The sequence below is a fragment of the Rummeliibacillus pycnus genome (assembly GCF_050459865.1).
Classification (GTDB): domain Bacteria; phylum Bacillota; class Bacilli; order Bacillales_A; family Planococcaceae; genus Rummeliibacillus; species Rummeliibacillus pycnus_B.
This window is the reverse complement of record NZ_JBCMNM010000107.1, coordinates 12,611-32,845: the sequence shown is the minus strand read 5'-3', so window position 1 is coordinate 32,845 and position 20,235 is coordinate 12,611. Positions and strand designations below refer to the sequence as shown.

Sequence of the window (20,235 nt, the reverse complement as noted above, 5' to 3'; positions counted from 1 at the left end):
GAGCTAATTCCACTTCATAGCGAATATATACTATAGATATTTGTGTTACTAAACTTTTTTTGTAGCTTCTTCACGGGAAGAGAACGGTTTCTTCCCAACGCCGATGATAAGCAAAATCTTTGTTCGACTATAAATGTACAAAGTAAAGTTAAATTGGCATATTTAAAATGACTATTTCCATCGTAATTTTTATACTGGTAATAGTCTTTTTTAGCGTTTTAAATCATCCATGCACTATGATTATTGATTTATCGGTATAATAGAATTACCTTGCAAGAAAAGGAGTTATATTAATATGCAAAGAGTTAAACATTGCGAACAACTAGTGAAATCTATTTACGATCAATTTGACGCAAGTCATGATTTTCAGCATATCGAGCGTGTCATGATGAATGCAAAAACAATAGCAGAAACAGAACCAACAGCTAATGCAGAATTAGTCCAATTAGCCGTTCTATTACATGATGTGAGTGATCCTAAATATACAACTGGGAAAGAAAATGAAGTTTCTATTCTTCAACAACTTGAATTAACACAAGCGGAAATTCAACAAATCCAAGATATTATTGCCTCAGTATCATTTCGTGGAGGAAATGAGCTGGAAGCTAAGTCAATTGAAGCGAAGATTGTACGAGATGCGGATCGACTTGATGCGATTGGTGCAGTAGGAATCGCTAGAACCTTTGCATTCGGTGGTGCGAAAGGACGTAAATTATATGACGTTGATGAAGAAATAAGATATCAAATGACTGAGGAGGAATATCGCAAAAAAGAAACCGCCTCTGTCACACATTTTTATGAAAAGCTTCTTTTGTTAAAAGATTTAATGACCACTCCAAAAGGAAAGCAAATGGCTGAAGGCCGCCATCAATTTATGGTAGACTTTTTACAACAACTGAAGCTAGAAAGAGAAGGGGAACTATGAGTCATTTAATTGTTTCGAATTGTACGAAAACAGTAGGCGATAAAACGCTATTTGAAAATATCGAATTTACTATCGTAGAAGGTGAAAGAGCTGGGCTAATTGGTATTAATGGTACAGGGAAATCTACATTAATGGCGATTTTATCAGGAGAATTAGAAGCAGACACGATTGATTTAGATCATCCTAATAAATTTCGTGTAGCGTACTTACCACAAAATCCAGTATTTTCACCTGGAGAAACTGTATTACAAGCTGTATTTACAGGAGATTCTCCAATACTTAAGTTAAATCGTCAATATGAAGAAACTGTTGCTTTACTTAGCCATAATCCAGAATCCACCTCATTACAGGAGCAGCTTTTCAGACTACAACAACAAATGGATCAACAACAAGCATGGGATGTCAATGCTTTGGCAAAAACAGCGTTAACTAAGCTAGGCATTGAAATGTTTGATGAACATGTTGTCAATCTTTCAGGTGGACAGCAAAAACGTGTTGCTTTAGCAAAAGTGTTGATTGAACCGGCAGATTTATATTTGTTAGATGAACCTACCAACCATCTGGATGTTCAATCAACGGAATGGTTGCAAGAGATGATTTTACGATTAAAAGGAGCAGTTATATTTATCACGCATGACCGTTACTTCCTTGATGCGGTATCAACACATATCTATGAGATTGCTAATCAAACATTGTTCAAGCATACCGGAAATTATGCGGCATACTTAGAATCAAAAGCAATACGGGAAGAAATGCAAGTAGCAACTCAAGCCAAAATGCGTAACCGTTATCGTTCAGAGTTAAAATGGATTCGTCGAGGTGCACAAGCACGATCAACCAAACAAAAAGCTCGTATCCAACGTTTTGAAGAACTATCAGAAAATCTTGAACACAAATCAGATGATACGAACCTTGAACTTGGGTTAGCTACTTCTAGATTAGGAAAAAAAGTTATTGAGGCTCAGGGCATTTCAAAAGGTTATCAAGATAAACATCTAATTGAACAATTCTCTTTCCTTCTACAACAAGGGGACAGAATCGGAATAATTGGAGCGAATGGCGCAGGGAAAAGTACACTATTGAACATGCTGGTAGGAGATATTCAACCTGACAAAGGCGTAATTGAAGTAGGTTCAACTGTTCGAATCGCACATTTTACGCAACACCTTCCTGAGATGAATTTAAATCAAAGGATGATCGAATACATTCGTGAAACAGCAAACGATATTGAAGATTCTACAGGAGAACATCATTCTGCTGCTTCCATGTTAGAACGTTTTTTATTCCCATTACATACTCATGGGACTCCAATTGGCAAGTTATCCGGTGGAGAAAGAAAACGTCTATTCTTACTAAAATTATTAATGGAACAGCCAAATGTATTATTACTAGATGAACCAACAAATGATTTAGATATTGAAACACTTTCTGTTTTAGAAGATTTCATCGAACAATTTCCAGGTGTTGTTGTGACGATTTCACATGACCGTTTCTTCCTCGATCGTATTGCCAAGAAACTATGGGTATTGGATGGCCAAGGCGGTATAGGCGAAAGTTTGGAAATTTATAGTGATTATCTTGTAAAACAATCACATGCACAATCTATATCGCAAGTAAAAGAAATAAAAATAGAAAAGCCTAAAGAAACAAAAGTGAAAGAACAAAAGAAAAAACTATCCTTTAAAGAACAAAAAGAATGGGAAACGATTGAAAAGGATATTGCTAAAATTGAAGAAGCAATCATGCTTGCCGAAGAAGGTATTTCAGGTGCAGGATCAGATTTTACTTTATTGCAAAATTTAACTGCAGAATTAGAAAAATTAAATGAGCAGTATGAACACCTGATTGGGCGATGGGAATATTTACAAGATATCGTGAATGGTTAATGAAAGGGTGGATACATGATGAAAATCGTAACAATTGAACCAACTCCAAGTCCCAATACGATGAAAGTAATACTTGATCAAGAGTTACCATTTGGTACTGCAAATAATTACAATGACCAAAATAAAGAAGAAGCACCAAAAGAAATTCAAGATATATTAGCGATTGAAGGTGTCAAAGGTGTCTATCATGTTGCAGATTTTTTAGCAGTTGAACGAGTTTCAAAATACGATTGGGAAAATATTTTAGCTGCGGTGCGCAATGCATTTGGCGAACAAAATGAAATTTCATCAGGAGAGCAAGTAGACGAGCACTACGGTGAAGTGTATGTACATGTCCAAATGTTCAAGGGTATTCCGCTTCAGGTGAAAGTTTTTGATAGCACGTTAGAACAACGGTTTGGTTTAAACAAACGCTTTATCGATGCTTTCAACCAAGCAATGCAAGCAGATGAAAATTATATTCTACAACGTAAATGGGTTGATTATGGAGTTCGATATGGTGAAAAAGAAGATATTGGGCAAAATATGGTGGATGAATTAGAAGCGGCATTCCCGGATAACCGAATAGCGGAACTAATTTCAGCAAGCCAAGCACAAAAAGCAATGGTTACACAAAATAAACGAAAAATTTCTCTTCAAGAGTTTGATGTAGATAATTGGGAATTTCGCTTTCAATTACTTGATCAAATGGCGGACCCTGATATTGACGATCTGCCGTTACTACAAAAGGCGTTATCAGATGAAAAAATGTCCATTCGCCGACTTGCAACTGTATATCTTGGCATGATTGAAGATAAAGTAGTTGTTCCAAGCTTAGTTCAAGCGTTACAAGAAAAAAGTGCATCTGTTCGCCGAACTGCAGGTGATTGCATTAGTGATTTAGGTTTTGTGGAATTTGAGCCTGCTATGATGGAAGCATTAAAGGATCGCAACAAACTTGTTCGTTGGCGTGCAGCTATGTTTTTATATGAAGTTGGAACGGAAGCTTCTTTGGATGCACTAGAAGAGTCAAGTAATGATCCAGAATTCGAAGTGAAATTACAAGTTAAAATGGCGATTGCTCGTATTTCACAAGGCGAAGAAGCGATGGGCTCTGTTTGGAAACAAATGACTGAAGCACGTGCAGCGGCAAAAGAGAAAAATTAGAATGTATAAAGTGAAACTTCACTAAGTTGATATCTTGAAATGCTTTAAATGTAGAATAAAATCTAAAAAATGGGTAAGGAATAATCAATAATTCCTTACCCATTTTTATATATAGATACTTTTATGAAATAGAAAAGTGCATGTGCTGACACACCGCTCTATTGTGCGGGAACAAACCATTTCACGAAATTAAAAGCATTTGCCTTATTATTTAATTGACATTAAGTATAAAGTATTAATATAATAATATCATTATAGGTATTTAGTATTTAAAATAACTTGAGTGAAAATGTTAAAATTAGATTATATTGAGTTAGGAGAGTCATAATGATTTGCGAAATTTATAATTGAATTAAGAAAAATGTCCATATTTCGCATAGCTATCAAACAATCAACAGACATGCTGATATTTTTAATATTCCAGCATTAATGTGTGAATGTGAAACAACAGTACCCTATATTAATGGAAATTCAATTATATTTTGATACATCAAATCAATTGGATATTCATCTAGTTCAATTTGAGAATATATAATTTTAATATATCTTTGAAAGTGAACATCTTGTAGTGTTTATGACTACAAGATGTTTTTTCTGAAAATGGCGAACGCGCCCGTTTTGGACAAGAATGTTAAAGAGTATCACTCGTGAGACAATGGCCCTCGGGGCAATAATTATGAATTTTCGAGTGGTTGTAAAGATGGAAGATGGATCAATCAACATTGTATGAACGAATTATGTTTTCTCCTTGATGTCTATCTCTAACAGAATACATAGCATAACTAGTGTAAAAGGATGCAACACTTAATATCCCTAGTAACCAACGGACTTCAATACTATAAATCGGTGCAATTATTCCTGAAGCCAACAAAACTATGCCTATTACCAAAAGAAAAATAGCCGTATTTAAATCCTTCACTCTCAACATCTCCTTATGCTTTCGTATCACTATTATTTCTATATTTAATAATCGTAAACCTTCTTTTTGTATGAATTTTCAAATTATTTAATATTGAGTTAATCAAAATATGCGATTGTAAAGGGTTTATTATATTTCATATCAAACATTTGAAAATGTGTCTATTTTATGTCTATAATGATAGCAATTCGATCAAAAATGGTTTGAGTGTTCGAAAATAGCACATAATAGTCGAGATACGAGCAACCATAAAAGAAATATTACTTCAGGGAGGTTTTTAAAATGGTACGTATTCATTTAGTCCCTCATGATGTTAAATATGCAGAAGAAATGTCTATACTGACAAGTGTTCCAGAAGTTCGTACTGCACTTGGAATGACTGATGAACAATGTTCTGTTGCAGGTACAAGAAATTTTATTCGACTGATGCAATTAGAAGAACGATTAGGCCAACAGCTTTCCAGAATGATATTCGATGAAAAAAATCAATTGATTGGTGTTATTTCATTAAAAGGAATAGATGAAGAGCAAAAATTATGCCATATTGGTACATGGTTAGCGCGCCCTTATTGGGGAAAAGGTTACAATCAAATGGCCAAAATGGAAATGTTCAAGATTGCTTTTGAAAGATTACATTTAAATTATGTTTTTGCAGGAGCCCGTTTAGAAAATATTCGTTCCCAAAAAGCTCAAGCAAAACTCCCATATATGACACTACATGTAGAACGTCAATTTTATAGTGAATGGAAGAAATTAGAGCAACAAGAACGAACACCTTGTGTGCTAAATGTTGTACGAAAGGTAGATTTTTTAAATTGGTATTATCAAAACGCTGCTGTTAGCTAGACCGATTCTTTTAAGTGGAATCGGTTTTTATTTTTAGATAAAACCCCTTGAGAATATATGGTAAACTAGTGATGTAAATAATATTGAATGATGTGAATTTATGGGGGATACAATGAAGGTAAAAAAGATGGTTTTTTTAGTTACAATAATTATTCTTCTAATAATTGGTATATTTGCATTTAATAATTATAAAAAAGCATCAAAATTAAATGAATCAGCTCTGACAAATAGTGATTTAAAGCAGCAAAATTTTTTAATACAGCAACAGGCTGTCCTTTATGCATCTTCTACAACAGAAGTATTGCAAAAAGGAAAAGGCAATAGCCAGGTGATTTTTATTGATAAAAAGGGGAATGCTCGAGGGTTAAAATTATCTGGTATGGAAAATGGTAGTACTTATTTTAATAAGCATGAATTATTTATTGAAGAATCGAATCGACTCATGCTACTTGGTAATAAGCTAAATACATATGACATGCCATCAGAAGAATTTCGTGGAATACAAACTGGATACCTTCCGAAAACGAAACAATTTTACAGCCTTTACAATACTGGTTTTAGTACAAAACATGACTATAAAACGGTCATTCGTTATGGTGGGGAAGAAGGCATTCATATTTCTCAGGTTCCTTATTTTGTATCATCTGTTGGGCAATTATCAGATCGTGTTATTGTGTTAACGCAAGATTTATTAACAGGAGAGTTTGCGTTACAAGAGGTACATCTAAAAAAGAAAGCTAAAACAAAAAAGATACAAGATCTACCTTTAGACAATGCTGAAAATTTAGATGCGTTAACGCCAGTTGTTTCAGATAATCACAATTTCTATTTTCTAATGACTAATTATCAAGCTGAAGATAAGGAAGATTTAGAATTAGTGATTGTAAATCGTGAAACAAAAAAAATAAAGACAAAACCCTTTATCAAGTATCGCACAGAAAATCAGGTGTCAAATGCTTTACCATTTAGTTTTAATGATTCGGCTTATGTAAATGATGGTCGTTTCTACTATGTAAATGGATTGGGAGAGGTTTTTGAATATAATGATGAAACGGGCGATATTAAAAAAACATTGCAACTCCATTATGAACCAAAAGGTAATAGTCATTTCGAGCAAATAACATTTAAAAATAACCAAATTTATCATATTTATTCGAATAAAGACCGGGAATTTTTCTTAGAAACATATGATTTATCTTCTAAAAATATGATAGAAAAACAAGAGATTCAAAATCTCGAAGCTATTTTACCAATGGATGATAAGAATTACTTTTTAACAAGTTTAGAAATATTAAATGATTAATCTAATCAGCTAGTTTTAATGCTAGCTGTTTTTTTATATTTACGATAAAAATAGCTTGTGAGATCTTACTATCTTCTAAATTGAGTCAAAATACGAGCATTTTACCATTTAACTTTTAACTATTCAGATTTGGTTGTTTCGCTACAGACAGGCGCTTTCCGCGGTCAAACATCAAGCCTCCTCCTCACTGCGTAGCGAGGAGGCTCGTCAGTTCGCCCGCGGAAAGCGAAGCTAATTCCACATCATGCATAAAACTTCACGTAGGTCTGTGAATGAATCTAATTGAACTAACATCGCTCAAGGAAATATGAATGCATTTTTAATAATAAATCACTCTTAATCATTCAATATTTTATCGATAGTTCAAAAAACTGCCATTTTTTAATACCACCTGATAAAGGATTTTGTATGCATATATCTAATTCTATTATCGTAAGTTATTTTGATGGAGGGATGACAAAATGACAAAGAAAATTTTAATTTTAACTGGGGACGCAGTAGAGGCTTTGGAAGTGTATTATCCATATTATCGCTGTCTTGAAGAAGGTTTCGATGTAACGATTGCTGCTCCAAGTGTGAAAAAAATTCAAACAGTTGTTCATGATTTTATCGATGGTGTAGATACGTATACAGAAAAACCTGGATATGGATTGGAAGCAAATGCTAGTTTCGAAGAAATTAATCCAGAAGAGTATGATGGGTTGATTATCCCAGGTGGTCGTGCACCAGAGTATATTCGCCTAAATGAATATATTCCAGGTATTGTGAGTCATTTCTTCGAAGCAAATAAGCCAATCGCAGCTGTTTGCCATGCTGCTCAAATCTTTGCGGTAATCCCTGATGTAATCAAAGGACGTGAGCTGACTGCCTATATTGCATGCAAACCAGAAGTACAAGTTGCAGGCGGCACTTACATTGAAGAGCATCTTCATACAGAAGGAAATCTTGTTAGTGGTCATGCATGGCCTGATTTACCAGGATTGATGAAAGAATTTTTGAAAAAATTATAACGATGGAAGCCCTGATTATTGAGATCAGGGCTTAAAATTTGTATGTTTTCACGAAAATACATATTATTTCACTATATTAGCAGTTACAAAATTAAATATTAATATTTGAAACGGAGTTAATAAAGAGTATATTGCTAAATTTTAAAGCTATGAACAATAAAGGGGAGGTAACAGAAGCGATTCATACACATGATAAGTGAAAGTAATTTTCTTTATGGATTAAAAAGGAATAAGTTGGGAAATAGCGAAGTAATAGTTGAGGCGAATAAATTGGAGGGATTCTATGTATAACAAAGAAATAATATCTCAACTATTTACGAATTTTGCTGAAAGGGAATGCAAGAATTCGAGTGAGTTGTATGAATACTTGGCGTTAAAAATTTCGAAAGATGAAGAGATCTTGGAATTATGTATGACTGCTCGAAATGGACAACCCATTCCTAATCTGCTATTTGGTGCTGTGCATTATCTATTGCTAAAGATGAATGAACATCAATTAAAAAATTTTTATCCTAGTCTAGTTTCGAATCCACAAAATCCTTACGAGGCATTTGATGATTTTAAGGATTTTTGCTTGATACATAAAGAAGCAATTCGTCATCTTTTAGAAAATAAACTTGTTCAAACAAATGAAGTACGTAGATGTGCATACCTATATCCAGTTTTTAGCTGTATAAATGAAAAAACGAAAAAACCATTAGCACTTATTGAAATTGGAACTAGTGCGGGTTTACAACTACTGTGGGATCAATATTCTTATTCTTATAACACTGATGAAGTCGTAGGTAACCTAGACTCCAAACTCCATATTACTTCAGAAATAATCGGTGACAACATACCATATTTTTCGAAGACTTCACCATTTGTGACAACAAGAATAGGTATTGATTTAAATACGATTGATTTACAAAATGAGGAAGAATACTTATGGTTAAAATCATTAATATGGCCAGAGCATAAAGAAAGATTGAACATGTTTGAAAAAGCCGCTCATTATTTGAAAAATAACTCCGTTCAGTTAATTGAAGGGGATGGAGTTGAGTTATTGAACGAGTATGTTAACAATGTGCCTATGGAAAATACAGTTTGTATTTTTCATACACATGTGGCGAATCAAATGCCAAAAGAAACGAAAGAATCTTTATTAACTACAATAGAAGCAATTGGAAAGAATAGGGATGTGTTTCATATCTATAATAATATCCAAGATCGATTTTTACATCTTGATTCTTATGTAAATGGTGTAGCACATAAACAAACTATTGCAGAAACAGAGGGACATGGTAGATGGTTCAAATGGTTAATTAAAGACGCTATCAAAACACAGTAGAAAATTAAAATGAATATCTTCTAATGGAATAAACTTAAAAAAGTAGCTGTTTGACAAACATAATGTTGAACAGCTATTTACGATTATTAGTATATATAAAGAAAGATTCAAAGATGATATAAATGAGAATTGCCAAAGTTGCATTTAGAGATTATTGATTATCTACCTTTGCTATTTCCTCTAATTTCGATATAAGAGTAAATAGCTTCATTTTGCGTGTTGACAAGTCCCTTTCTGCTTTTTCGATTTTCATAATAGATGCATATAATCTATCTTTAGTACCTTGAAGCAGAGTAGGTGAATGAAAACCCATGGAACGTTTTATGTGAAATATTGTTTGAATTTCTTTTATAGTAAGTCCTAAAGCTTCCATTTCTCTAATAATATAAAAGTCATAAATATCCTTTTCAGTGTAAACCCGTTTGTTGCCTTTCTTAATTGGATCAATTAAGTTGAATTCCTCATAGTACCTGATTGTGTCTTTTGAAGTTTGAACCTTTTCTATAAATTCTGCTATTTGCATTTCTTCTTCTTCCTCGCTTTAAAAAAATAGTAGATTCTCATTAAAACATTCGGAATAATCAAGTAATTTAAGCTAGAGTGTATTTTTAATTAAAAGATGAACTTTAATTAATTTACAATATTTTCTTTTTAGATATTCTTTTTTCTTTAAAGATGTGAAATTACCAAATATAAATATACCAAATAAAGTATGTATTCCACAATACGGAATATTTAAAAAATAATAGTTTTAGAAAAGAACGATATAATCAGCTTTTGATTGAATATTACCCACTTAGATTAAACAAAACAAAAGGAACGTTTGTTCTTATTTTTACATAATTGGACCGTTTTGGCAAGTGTTAAACCCAAAAGTTATTTTAGTTAGTTGTAACTTTTTCCATAACTCAAACGATTAATATATGAAAGCAGAAAAGGGAAGGGTGAGAAATTGCTTGATCCTATTTCAATATTTGGATTCTTTTTAAGAATACCTTCTAAAGTCTCAGTGATTTAATGATAGTTAAGTAGATATCATTTTACAAATCAAAAAATATATTGTAGTATAAATTTAAATCAAATATTTGAACGTAACACATGGTGGAGTCAGTCAATCTGGCACCGCCATGTGTTTTTTTATGTGCTTTTTGTTAATGGATAGAGGGGAAAGTGGAACAAATCCTGTTCCACTTACAATTTCAAATTTAACAGGAACTTATGTAAAAATCGCCAACGCTGGTTAAACTAATAAATATTAAGGGAGGCAATGATTTGTTTATTCTTCAAATTGTAATTATATTATTTGCAACAAAAATTGCAGGTCACATAAGTGTGAGGCTTGGTCAACCATCTGTTCTAGGGAAAATAATTGTTGGTATTGTTTTAGGACCAGCAATTCTTGGATGGGTACATGATACTGAAGTACTTAAGGCTTTCAGTGATATTGGTGTGCTATTGCTAATGTTTTTAGCAGGTCTTGAGACGAATTTGGAAGACTTAAATCGAAATAAAAAAGCTGCGTTACTTGTTGCGGTTGGTGGGATTATTGTGCCGATTGTAATGGGGTATTTTGGATCTATTTATTTTGGATTGTCTACAAATGAAGCGATTTTCATTGGATTATTATTATCCGCAACATCTGTAAGTATTTCCGTACAAACATTGCGAGAGCTGGGATGGTTGAATAGTAAAGAAGGTGCAACTTTACTTGGAGCGGCTGTATTAGATGATATTATCGTAGTTGTATTATTAGCAGTTGCGATGAGCTTCTTTGCTGGTTCAGAAGTGAGTATTTCAATGTTAATTGGGAAGAAAATTCTTTTCTTTGTCATTATTATTTTAGCTTCCAAATGGTTAGTCCCTATATTCTTGAAAATGTTCTCGAAGTTTAAAGTAACTGAAACTTTGTTAAGTGGCGCTTTAATCATTTGTTTTGGGTTTGCTTATTTTGCGGAGTATTTTGGTATAGCAGGAATTATTGGTGCGTTTGTTGCAGGGATTGCTATTTCTCAAACAAGTTTTAAAAAGAATATTGAGAGTAAGATCGAACCAGTTGCTTATGGTATTTTCGTTCCGATATTCTTTGTTAGTATTGGGTTATCAGTGTCATTTAAAGGGATAGGGGATCAATTAGGAATGATTGTTGTCTTTTCACTAATTGCAATCCTTTCAAAATTCATTGGTTCTGGGCTCGGAGCTCGGATATCAGGCTTTCACACGAAGTCATCAATGGGGATTGGCGCGGGCATGATTTCTCGTGGCGAAGTAGCTCTAATCATTGCTGCTATGGGGCTTGATAATAAATTATTACCAGTTGAATATTACACATCGATGATTATAGTTGTTGTTATAACAACAATTGTGACACCACCACTATTGAAGGTGATTTTTGGTAAAAAAGCTACAGAAGTATAAAATGAAAATGAAGTGTATCCAATAAGTTAGACATTTCATTCAGCAGCTGACGGGGTATGAGTCCGGTATCTAACCGGGCTCTAATTCAGCCGTATAACCATGATGTAAGATTAAGAAACTTTAAAGAGATTTTTAAAGAAGCTGTAATTAATTTTCATTTTACTTAATGCTGGAAAAGGTGAGAAACCATAAATTAGTAATTCTTGATTTTTCTATAAGTTTTCTTGAGTGAATCAAAGAATCAATTTCATAATGCAAAATTCATATAAAATATACGAACATTTAATGATATACTATTTTATTAATGTGGAGCGAAAGACGGCGACTCCTACGGGAAAAGCTTGAGCTGAAAGCCCCGCAGGAACGTAGTGACGAGGAGATTGAAGCCAAGCCCGTGGAAAGCGCCGTCTGTAGCGGAAATAATGGGTGTATTATTTATTCAAATCAAGTGTATAATGTTCGTATTTTTTACCTCGAAATGAATTTATGAAATTGATTCGATTAATTAAAAAGATTGTTTTAATCAATTTAAAAACAATCTTTTTTCTCATAAATTTAAATTATTATTCTCCCCATTTTTTTCGAATGTCCTTTGCCTCATCAACCATTCTTTTCATTAACTCTGAAACGGTTGGAATATCATGGATCATACCAGTTACTTGACCTCCGAAGCCAAATCCTTCTGTTTCAATGCCATCATATATCCATCGTTTGTTAGCTGTACCAGAAATATAATCTTTTATTGCTTCGTATGTGGGAGTTTCTTTTTCAATTTCCAATATTGTTTGAGCGTAGTCATTACGTAAAACTCTGGCAGGCGCTCCAATTAACCGTTTGATAACAATTGTATCAGTCTCTGAACCATCGATTAATGCCTGTTTATATGAGGAGGATGCATGAACACATTCTTGAGTTGCGATAAATCGTGTTCCCATTTCAATGCCCTCAGCGCCTAAAGCATGCGCTGCCATCCAACCACGACCATCGCCAATTCCTCCAGAAGCAATGACAGGAATTTTAACAGCATCTACTACTTGTGGTATGAGAACCATTGTGCCAATATCATCTCTTCCTAAATGGCCACCACCTTCTTGTCCAACAACAATAACTGCGTCAGCACCTTGTTGTTCAGCTTTTTGGGCTTGTCTTCTTGATGCAACAAGTACTAATGATTTTATGGTAGTTGGTTTTAACATATTTACAATAGGCGTTGGATTACCACCAGTGATGGTCACTACGGGAACTTGTTCATCGATCGCGACTTGCACACGATCTTCATAACCGATACCATGCATTCCAATAGCAAAATTGACACCAAAAGGCTTGGATGAAAGTGAGCGTAATTGTCTAATTTCGTTTCGTAAATCTTCAGCAGTAGGTAAACTCATTGCAGTAATTTGGCCCAATCCACCAGCATTTGAAACGGCTGCTGCTAATTCAGCATACGCTAAGTAAGCAAGACCCCCTTGAATTATTGGATATTCGATTTGAAATAAATCTGTTATACGAGTTTTCCAATTCATTCTGTTCCCTCCATTTCAAAGTAGATAGGATAATGTAATTCACAACGATCATTGAAAGGTGCATGACAATGGGGACATTGACTAGAATCCATATATTGATGAATTGTTAACTCTGTTTGACAGGCCCCGCACAAAATGGCAAATGTATCAAATTGTTCTTTTGGCCATCTTTTGATGGGATGTTGAGCATGTTCCTCATGACATTTATAGCAAGGATAATAACGATTACAGCAAGCAAACTTGATGGCTATAATATCTTTTTCTGTATGATAATGTGTACAGCGTGTTTCATTGTCTACTACTGAGCCATAAACATGCATTTAAATTCCTCCTATTTTCAATAACAATAACGTTAGTGCAATAAGTAACGTACTGATAATGATTTGAAAGTCTATTTTTTGAAATTGTAATTTAATATAGTGAGTTCGATCTTTACCATTTCCATAAGCTCGTGCATCGATCGCATAAGTTAATTGTTCTGCTCGTTGGACTGTGGTAAAAAGTAGGGGGATTAACATAGGGATATAAGCAAATAGACGTTTATGAATCGGCAATACACGAATATCATAGCCTCTCGCTTTTTGTGCTAACAAAATACGCTCTAATTCTTGCAAAATCGTCGGAATAAATCGTATAGCAATGACAATCATTAACGATAGTTGCTCAACAGGTATGTTAAGCTTTGATAAAGGCATTAGCAATTTTTCCAGCCCAGCAGCTAATGACAGTGGCTTTGTAGTTAAAGTTAAAAAAGAGGCGACCAAAACAAGTAAAATAATACGCCAGACAAAGTGAATACCTTGGATAATCCCTTCTGAAGTTATATGGATAAAGGACCAAGACCAAATAACGCTCCCTTTTGTCAAAAATAAATGATATAAAAAGGTAAAGGATAGTATAAACAAGAGAGGCTTTAAGCCTTTTAGAAAAATGGTTAAAGGTACCTTTGATACTCGTAAAAGAAGAAATACTAAGAGTGTTGCAACAATATAACTTGTAATAGTCTCTAACGTAATAAAACTAAGCATTATAACAGAAGTACATATAATTTTTGTTCGTGGGTCTAAACGGTGAATGATTGATGTTGTATCAAAATATTGTCCGATTAAAATAGAATTACTCATAATCTACCCTTCTAGCATTTATTATAGGTATGACTTTAGCGAAAATATCCTCTTCCTTGCAACTTGTAACTTGAATCTTCTCATCAGAAAGTTCTTCGGTTAACTGTAAAAGTTGTACTGCTTCAGGTAATGCTAATCCTACTTGTTTTAGCAATGAAGTTTTTTCTAAAAAGAGTGTATCTACTTGGAAATGCCCCATTAAAGAACCTTGATGAAATACCATTACTTCATCGGAATACTGTGCAACGTCCTCCATTTGATGAGAGACAAAAAGAATAGTTCCTTTTGTTTGTTGCTGCCAATTTTTCAATTGTTTTAATAATTTTGTACGACTGACAGGATCTAATCCTGCTGTCGGTTCATCAACGATTAAAAGATTTGGATTGGTCATTAATACAGAAGCAATCGCAACTCTTCTTTTTTGACCGCCACTTAATTGAAATGGCGCCAGAGGAAGAATATCTTCTGAGAGGTCAAAGAGTGGGAGAGTAGAACTAATAGTATCTGAAATAACAGTTTGTTTAATCCCTTTAGATTTAAGTGCAAAGGAAAGCTCTTTTTCTACAGTTATTTCAAATAATTGATGTTCAGGATATTGAAACACAAAGCCAATTTCAGGAATTACGTAACAATTGCCTTTTGAATCCTGTTTTATAGGTTGCTCGTTAATGTGATAATCACCTTTAAAAGGAATCAATCCCTTTAATAATTTCGCAAAGGTAGACTTTCCAGCACCTGTTTGACCTATTATAGATATCCATTTTCCTTCATCTATAGAGCAGGTGATGTTGTGCAAAACTTGTTTTTGCCCATATGTTACGGTTACGTTTTTTAATTTGTAGACCATTGTGCCCTGATCGCCCCTTTCCAATCTGCTTTCAATGCAACAGTTTGTCCAGATAATTGATGTAATCGTATAGCAAATGGTTGTTGAAGTTGATAATCTTCAACTTGAACTGTATTAAAAAAGGTTTCAGGTTCTCCATCAAAACATATTTTTCCCTTTGCAATAAGAAGAAGACGATCTGCTTGTAATACTTCATCCATGTGATGGGTGATATGGATAATAGTCATTCCCTCGTTATGAAGTTTATGCATAATCGCTAGGATCTGGGTTCTACCTTTAGGATCAAGCATAGAAGTAGCTTCATCAAAAATAATAATTTCTGGTTTCATAGCAATAATCGCTGCAACGGCAACTCGCTGCTTTTGTCCACCTGATAATTCATGAGGCATAGAGTCCAAATAATTATTCATATCTACAATTTTTAATGCGGAAAGAGCACGATCGTACATCTCTTCTCTAGGGACACGAATATTTTCAAGACCAAAAATGACTTCATCTAAAACTGAAGTAGTGATAAATTGATCTTCTGGATTCTGAAAAACAAAGCCAACTTTCTGTCTTATTTTCATTAAATCGTTAGGCTTTTTTGTATCATGATTTACAACTTGTATATTTCCTTTTTTAGGTATTAAGAGTCCATCGATTAATTTTGCAATCGTTGATTTACCACAACCGTTTGGTCCTACGATAGATACAAATTCACCTTGCTGAATTGTAAAGCTGATATCTTCTAGAATGGGTTTCTCTTTTTTGTAGTAAAAATAGACATGATCGAATGAAAGCATCTATTCACTTCCTTTTTGAGCTTCATATGTACTAAAAAAAGCTTCAGGACTATCAGCAGACATGGTTACGATTGGTTTTTGCCATCTGGTAATTTTCGTACCGTTAACACCGAAAATTTCCCCCGTTAAATCCTCATCTTTGTAATTGAGTAATTCACCGATAAAAAATGCAATATCATCTGCTTTTCCAACCTTCCAAAAATCAGGGAAAGGTTCATTGCGTTTGGCATATTTTTCGGTTAAATGTTCAATAACAGGTCGTGTCATATCTGTTAAAGCGGCAGGGGAAACTGCATTAACACGAATACAATAACGTTTTAATTCGCTTGCAAGTGTAAAAAGCATTCCTAGGAGACCAGCTTTTGCTGCACTATAATTTACTTGACCAACTGAACCCATTAATCCAGCAGTAGAGGTCATCAAAATTATATCTCCACCGTGTTCCTTTAAGTAGGGTAAAACACGACGTATACAATAAAATGCACCATTCAAATGTACATCAATCACTGATCTCCATTGTTCATCGGTCATTCCTATACATTTTTGATCGGCTAAATTCCCTGCATTATGAATCAGAACATCAATTTGCCCAAAGGTTTCAATTGTAAATGCAACAAGAGCATCAACATCAGATGGATCTGCTATATTTGCACAATATCCAGCAGCCTTTCCACCATCAGCATGAATGTCTGAGACAACTTCATCAATTAGTTTTTGATTAGTGCCATTTACCATTACATAATAATCAGAGTTGCTAAGATGTTTTGCAATGCTTCGCCCAATACCTCTAGTAGAGCCGGTAACTAATACAACCTTTTTCATGAATTCCATTCCTTTACATAGAAAGTTCCTAAAGCAATGTTTTTTTGATTGAAAGTAGATAAATGAATTTGTACATTATTACCTTGAATTTCAAAATGAAAGTCAACTTCTTGATCTACCAATAATGATTGTTGAAAGCGCATTTCATATTGTTGAATCCATTGATTAGGATGTGTCTTTAAATAGAGTGATTGTGCCAATCCCATTAAATACATACCATGTACAATAGGGCGTTCAAACCCAGCTTGATGTGCGGCACTTTGGTCAATATGGATGGATGCATTGTCTTTTGAGACTTTTGCATAGTGATGTATCTCTTCAGTGGTGATGAATTTTTTCACTGGTTTCACCTACCTGAATTAGTATAGTAGTTGCAATGACAATTATTTTCCCATTACTTTTGCAAGTTAAGTTGTACGTAAATAATGTTAGCTTTCCTGTTTTCCCATTTTTCTCTTCTGATTTTAGGAGTTCAAGTTCACAGTCTAATATCATCCCTGCCGTAATCGGTTCTTCATAATAAAATTTTTGAGAACCATGAAGCGTGGGGAGTTGATGACTAGATGTTTCTTTGAAAAATTGCCAAAAAATTATTGGCATTGTAGAAGGTGCAACCAGTTTTCCTTGAAGGATTTGTAAAGGGGAGTCAATGCTCTGTGCATATTCCCGAATCCAATCCTCTGTTATAAGTATTTTATTAACTGTGGTCATTCAATCGCCTCCACAAGAGTTGCAATGCCCATCCCTCCGCCTATACCTAGGGTAGCCATTCCTATTTTATATGGTTCAATGAGCATTTCACTACATAATCGGGTCATTAATATTGCTCCGGATGCTCCATAAGGATGACCTAAAGCAATTGCACCTCCGCCTCGATTTACCTTCTCAATTGGAATTCTAAGTTCTTTTACGGAAGCTAACACTTGGGAGGCAAATGCTTCATTAAATTCAATGACATCTACATCATTGATCGACATATTCACTTGTGTTAATAATTTTTGAACGGCAGGTACTGGTCCAATCCCTAAATAATTGGGATCTACACCAGCAGCTTTCGCATCGACAAGTTTTAAGATAGGCTTGAGATGAAGTTCACGACATTTATCCAGTGACATGATTAATAGGAGAGCTGCACCATCATTTAGTGGACAAGCATTTCCGGCTGTTACTGTACCTTCTTTTAAAAAGACAGGGGAAAGTTGTTGTAACTTTTCCAAGCTTGTATTAGCTCTTGGACATTCATCCATGGAAATCGATTTACCATCTACTTCAAGTGGCACAATTTCTTTTTGAAATCTTCCAGTATGAATAGATTGAATGGCTTTTTGATGACTGAGTAGAGCGTATTCATCTTGTTCTTCTCTTGAAATTATATATTTTTGGGCTACATTTTCTGCAGCAATCCCCATGTCTGGGTCCCCGTAACTAAGTGGAGTAAAGGGGGCACGTGAATACGGTTCCGGCATGCCATTAAGCGATAGAGGTTTTTTCATCTTCCAAGGTGCTCGACTTGTGCTTTCAACTCCACCAGCTAAATAGATTTCACCAGCACCGCTTTGTACCATACGCATAGCAATATTAATCGCTTCTAAGCCTGAACCACATTGTCTGTCTATGGTCATACCAGGAACCGTGACAGGAAGATCGGCCTCTAGAGCAGATAATCTTGCAATATTCCCGCCGGGTCCCACTACATTTCCGATAATAACATCATCAATTAGATGCCTCGGAACTTGGGTTTCTTGTAAAATATCCCTGATTAATGGAGCTAATAATTTTTCTGGCTCCAATGTATTGAATTGTCCACCGATTTTGCCAATTGGTGTACGCTTTGCTATTACAATGACGGCATCTCGCATGACATCACCTTCTTTAGATAATCTTTCATTTTTTGCCTTGCAATTTTGCCGCTACTTGTATAGATAAATTGTTCTACTATCAAGATTTCTTTTGGTAATTTATAACTTGGTAAATATTTTTCTGCGAAAGTTCTTATTTCTTCTTCCGTTAAACTTTGTGAATCTTTCCATTGTACGAGGGAAATTACTTTTTCACCCCAGTAAGAATCTTGGATACCAAGCACCATAACCTCTTCAATTTCAGGGATAGCTTTTAAGATTAATTCAACTTCCTCTGGATATATATTTAGACCGCCAGAAATAATCATATTTTTCGCTCGACCGACGATATATAAATAGCCGTCTTCATCTTTATAGACGTAATCACCCAATTTAAGCCAACCATTATCAAATACATTTTTTGTTTCATTAGGCATGTCAAAATAACCTGTAAACATCAAATCGCTTTGAATATATAATTGTCCAATTTCTCCTTGAGGTACTTCTTGAAAATTGTTATTACGAATTGAAATATTCACGCCTGGAAAAGGCTTTCCAACTGAGCCTTTTTTATCATCACAATTTATATCAAAGTAACTTATATAACTTGCTTCTGATGAACCATAAAACTCAAATAGCTTCGTTTCTCCAAAGATTTCTTTTGCTTTACCTTTCGATTCATCATTCCATTTAGCTCCTGAACTAATTAGTGCTTGAATTTGCAAAGGTTTCGTTACAGTTTCTAGGAGTTTTTCTATCATGGTCGGTACGACAAATAAAATCATATCAGGTGTTTTTTCACAACGATTAATCACTTCTTTAGCATCGAAATGGGTAAACAAATGAAATGTTGCACCACAATATAAGCTTTGCATTAATGCAAATAAAGAAAGGGATTGTACAAAAGGACCAGGTGCTGCTATATCCTCGAATTTACTAAAATTAAATGCTTCATTTGTAGCTTCGAAACTTTTAATCCAAGAAAGAGGAGTTCTTAAATATCCTTTTGGAATGCCAGTAGTACCTGAAGTGAAGGCAATAAACAAAACGTCATTTGTTTTGTACTTAGGTAATTCCTTAAGATTTAATAACCATTTTGAATAGGAACCTTCTTCATTATTTGAAAATGTATATAGATTATCACTACAAATATGGAAGTCATGAGTATTTTTTACGATATAGTCAATCTCTGAAAAAATCACTTTTGGCTTGCATTTATCAATGACCATTTTCACCTCATTTGAGCTCCATTTAGGGTCTAGAGGGACAGGAATACAGCCGGCATACATAATTCCGAGAAAGACTTCCACAAACTCCATGCGATTTTTTGATAAGATAGCAATTCTATCATTGCTACATCCAATTTGATGTAAGCCATACGCGACTTTCTTCATCTTCCGTATTAATTGGGAATAAGTCTGTTGTGTGTGTCCGTCTGATAGAGCAACCTTATTTGGGTGAGTCATCGCGTGATGTAATATTGATTCGATTATTTGCATGTAATCACACCATTCTA

At 34.3% G+C, this 20,235-nt stretch carries 20 protein-coding genes; 8 read left to right on the top strand and 12 right to left on the bottom strand.

Annotated features, from left to right (window positions below):
• The first annotated feature begins 295 nt into the window (after positions 1-295).
• From ABE048_RS18960 to ABE048_RS18950, 3 genes are read left to right on the top strand one after another with little or no spacing between them, the layout of a single operon-like run.
• Positions 296-925, top strand: coding sequence for an HD domain-containing protein (locus ABE048_RS18960; protein WP_430312848.1), 630 nt, complete (start codon positions 296-298; stop codon positions 923-925).
• Positions 922-2,811 carry an ABC-F family ATP-binding cassette domain-containing protein gene (locus ABE048_RS18955; RefSeq protein ID WP_430312847.1) on the top strand — a complete coding sequence of 630 codons (1,890 nt, stop codon included), beginning with the start codon at positions 922-924 and terminating at the stop codon, positions 2,809-2,811. The genes ABE048_RS18960 and ABE048_RS18955 overlap by 4 nt, the downstream gene beginning before the upstream one ends.
• Positions 2,812-2,829: 18 nt before the next feature.
• Complete coding sequence (locus tag ABE048_RS18950) at positions 2,830-3,957, top strand: conserved virulence factor C family protein (protein WP_430312846.1); 1,128 nt, start codon at positions 2,830-2,832, stop codon at positions 3,955-3,957.
• Between the two features lie 712 nt (positions 3,958-4,669).
• Here ABE048_RS18950 and ABE048_RS18945 read toward each other — a convergent pair.
• On the bottom strand, positions 4,670-4,876 hold the full coding sequence (locus ABE048_RS18945) for a hypothetical protein (protein ID WP_430312845.1): 207 nt from the start codon (positions 4,874-4,876) through the stop codon (positions 4,670-4,672).
• A gap of 282 nt (positions 4,877-5,158) precedes the next feature.
• Between ABE048_RS18945 and ABE048_RS18940 the strand changes: the two genes are divergently transcribed.
• The 4 genes from ABE048_RS18940 to ABE048_RS18925 all read left to right on the top strand — a co-directional run bounded on the left by ABE048_RS18940 (position 5,159) and on the right by ABE048_RS18925 (position 9,365).
• Positions 5,159-5,722, top strand: a complete 564-nt coding sequence (locus ABE048_RS18940; RefSeq protein ID WP_430312844.1) for a GNAT family N-acetyltransferase — start codon at positions 5,159-5,161, stop codon at positions 5,720-5,722.
• Positions 5,723-5,834: 112 nt separating this feature from the next.
• On the top strand, positions 5,835-7,025 hold the full coding sequence (locus ABE048_RS18935) for a hypothetical protein (protein WP_430312842.1): 1,191 nt from the start codon (positions 5,835-5,837) through the stop codon (positions 7,023-7,025).
• 461 nt (positions 7,026-7,486) lie between these two features.
• On the top strand, positions 7,487-8,035 hold the full coding sequence (locus ABE048_RS18930) for a DJ-1/PfpI family protein (protein WP_430312840.1): 549 nt from the start codon (positions 7,487-7,489) through the stop codon (positions 8,033-8,035).
• A gap of 283 nt (positions 8,036-8,318) precedes the next feature.
• Positions 8,319-9,365: a DUF2332 domain-containing protein gene (locus tag ABE048_RS18925; protein WP_430312839.1), complete on the top strand. Its 1,047-nt coding sequence runs from the start codon at positions 8,319-8,321 to the stop codon at positions 9,363-9,365.
• A 151-nt stretch (positions 9,366-9,516) separates the two neighbouring features.
• Here ABE048_RS18925 and ABE048_RS18920 read toward each other — a convergent pair whose 3' ends face one another.
• Entirely contained in the window at positions 9,517-9,888 is a 372-nt protein-coding gene (locus ABE048_RS18920) for a MerR family transcriptional regulator (RefSeq protein ID WP_430312838.1), read from the bottom strand.
• A 749-nt stretch (positions 9,889-10,637) separates the two neighbouring features.
• Between ABE048_RS18920 and ABE048_RS18915 the strand changes: the two genes are divergently transcribed.
• Entirely contained in the window at positions 10,638-11,780 is a 1,143-nt protein-coding gene (locus ABE048_RS18915) for a cation:proton antiporter (RefSeq protein ID WP_430312836.1), read from the top strand.
• Positions 11,781-12,343: 563 nt separating this feature from the next.
• Here ABE048_RS18915 and ABE048_RS18910 read toward each other — a convergent pair.
• The 10 genes from ABE048_RS18910 to ABE048_RS18865 are packed head-to-tail and all read right to left on the bottom strand — an operon-like array spanning position 12,344 to position 20,218.
• Positions 12,344-13,303: an NAD(P)H-dependent flavin oxidoreductase gene (locus tag ABE048_RS18910; RefSeq protein WP_430312834.1), complete on the bottom strand. Its 960-nt coding sequence runs from the start codon at positions 13,301-13,303 to the stop codon at positions 12,344-12,346.
• Positions 13,300-13,623 carry a CHY zinc finger protein gene (locus ABE048_RS18905; protein ID WP_430312833.1) on the bottom strand — a complete coding sequence of 108 codons (324 nt, stop codon included), beginning with the start codon at positions 13,621-13,623 and terminating at the stop codon, positions 13,300-13,302. Before ABE048_RS18905 ends, ABE048_RS18910 begins: the two co-directional genes overlap by 4 nt.
• Complete coding sequence (locus tag ABE048_RS18900) at positions 13,624-14,427, bottom strand: energy-coupling factor transporter transmembrane component T family protein (protein WP_430312832.1); 804 nt, start codon at positions 14,425-14,427, stop codon at positions 13,624-13,626. It lies immediately after the preceding gene.
• Positions 14,420-15,274 (bottom strand): ATP-binding cassette domain-containing protein, encoded by an 855-nt coding sequence (locus ABE048_RS18895; protein ID WP_430312831.1) that lies wholly within the window; start codon positions 15,272-15,274, stop codon positions 14,420-14,422. The genes ABE048_RS18900 and ABE048_RS18895 overlap by 8 nt, the downstream gene beginning before the upstream one ends.
• On the bottom strand, positions 15,259-16,059 hold the full coding sequence (locus ABE048_RS18890) for an energy-coupling factor transporter ATPase (RefSeq protein WP_430312830.1): 801 nt from the start codon (positions 16,057-16,059) through the stop codon (positions 15,259-15,261). The genes ABE048_RS18895 and ABE048_RS18890 overlap by 16 nt, the downstream gene beginning before the upstream one ends.
• Complete coding sequence (locus ABE048_RS18885) at positions 16,060-16,881, bottom strand: SDR family oxidoreductase (protein ID WP_430312828.1); 822 nt, start codon at positions 16,879-16,881, stop codon at positions 16,060-16,062.
• A complete protein-coding gene (locus tag ABE048_RS18880; RefSeq protein WP_430312827.1) occupies positions 16,878-17,222 on the bottom strand; it encodes a MaoC family dehydratase in 345 nt (114 codons plus the stop codon). The genes ABE048_RS18885 and ABE048_RS18880 overlap by 4 nt, the downstream gene beginning before the upstream one ends.
• On the bottom strand, positions 17,200-17,592 hold the full coding sequence (locus ABE048_RS18875; RefSeq protein ID WP_430312826.1) for an FAS1-like dehydratase domain-containing protein: 393 nt from the start codon (positions 17,590-17,592) through the stop codon (positions 17,200-17,202). Before ABE048_RS18875 ends, ABE048_RS18880 begins: the two co-directional genes overlap by 23 nt.
• Complete coding sequence (locus ABE048_RS18870) at positions 17,589-18,740, bottom strand: thiolase family protein (RefSeq protein WP_430312825.1); 1,152 nt, start codon at positions 18,738-18,740, stop codon at positions 17,589-17,591. The genes ABE048_RS18875 and ABE048_RS18870 overlap by 4 nt, the downstream gene beginning before the upstream one ends.
• A complete protein-coding gene (locus ABE048_RS18865; protein WP_430312824.1) occupies positions 18,719-20,218 on the bottom strand; it encodes an AMP-binding protein in 1,500 nt (499 codons plus the stop codon). Before ABE048_RS18865 ends, ABE048_RS18870 begins: the two co-directional genes overlap by 22 nt.
• Positions 20,219-20,235: the final 17 nt, after the last annotated feature.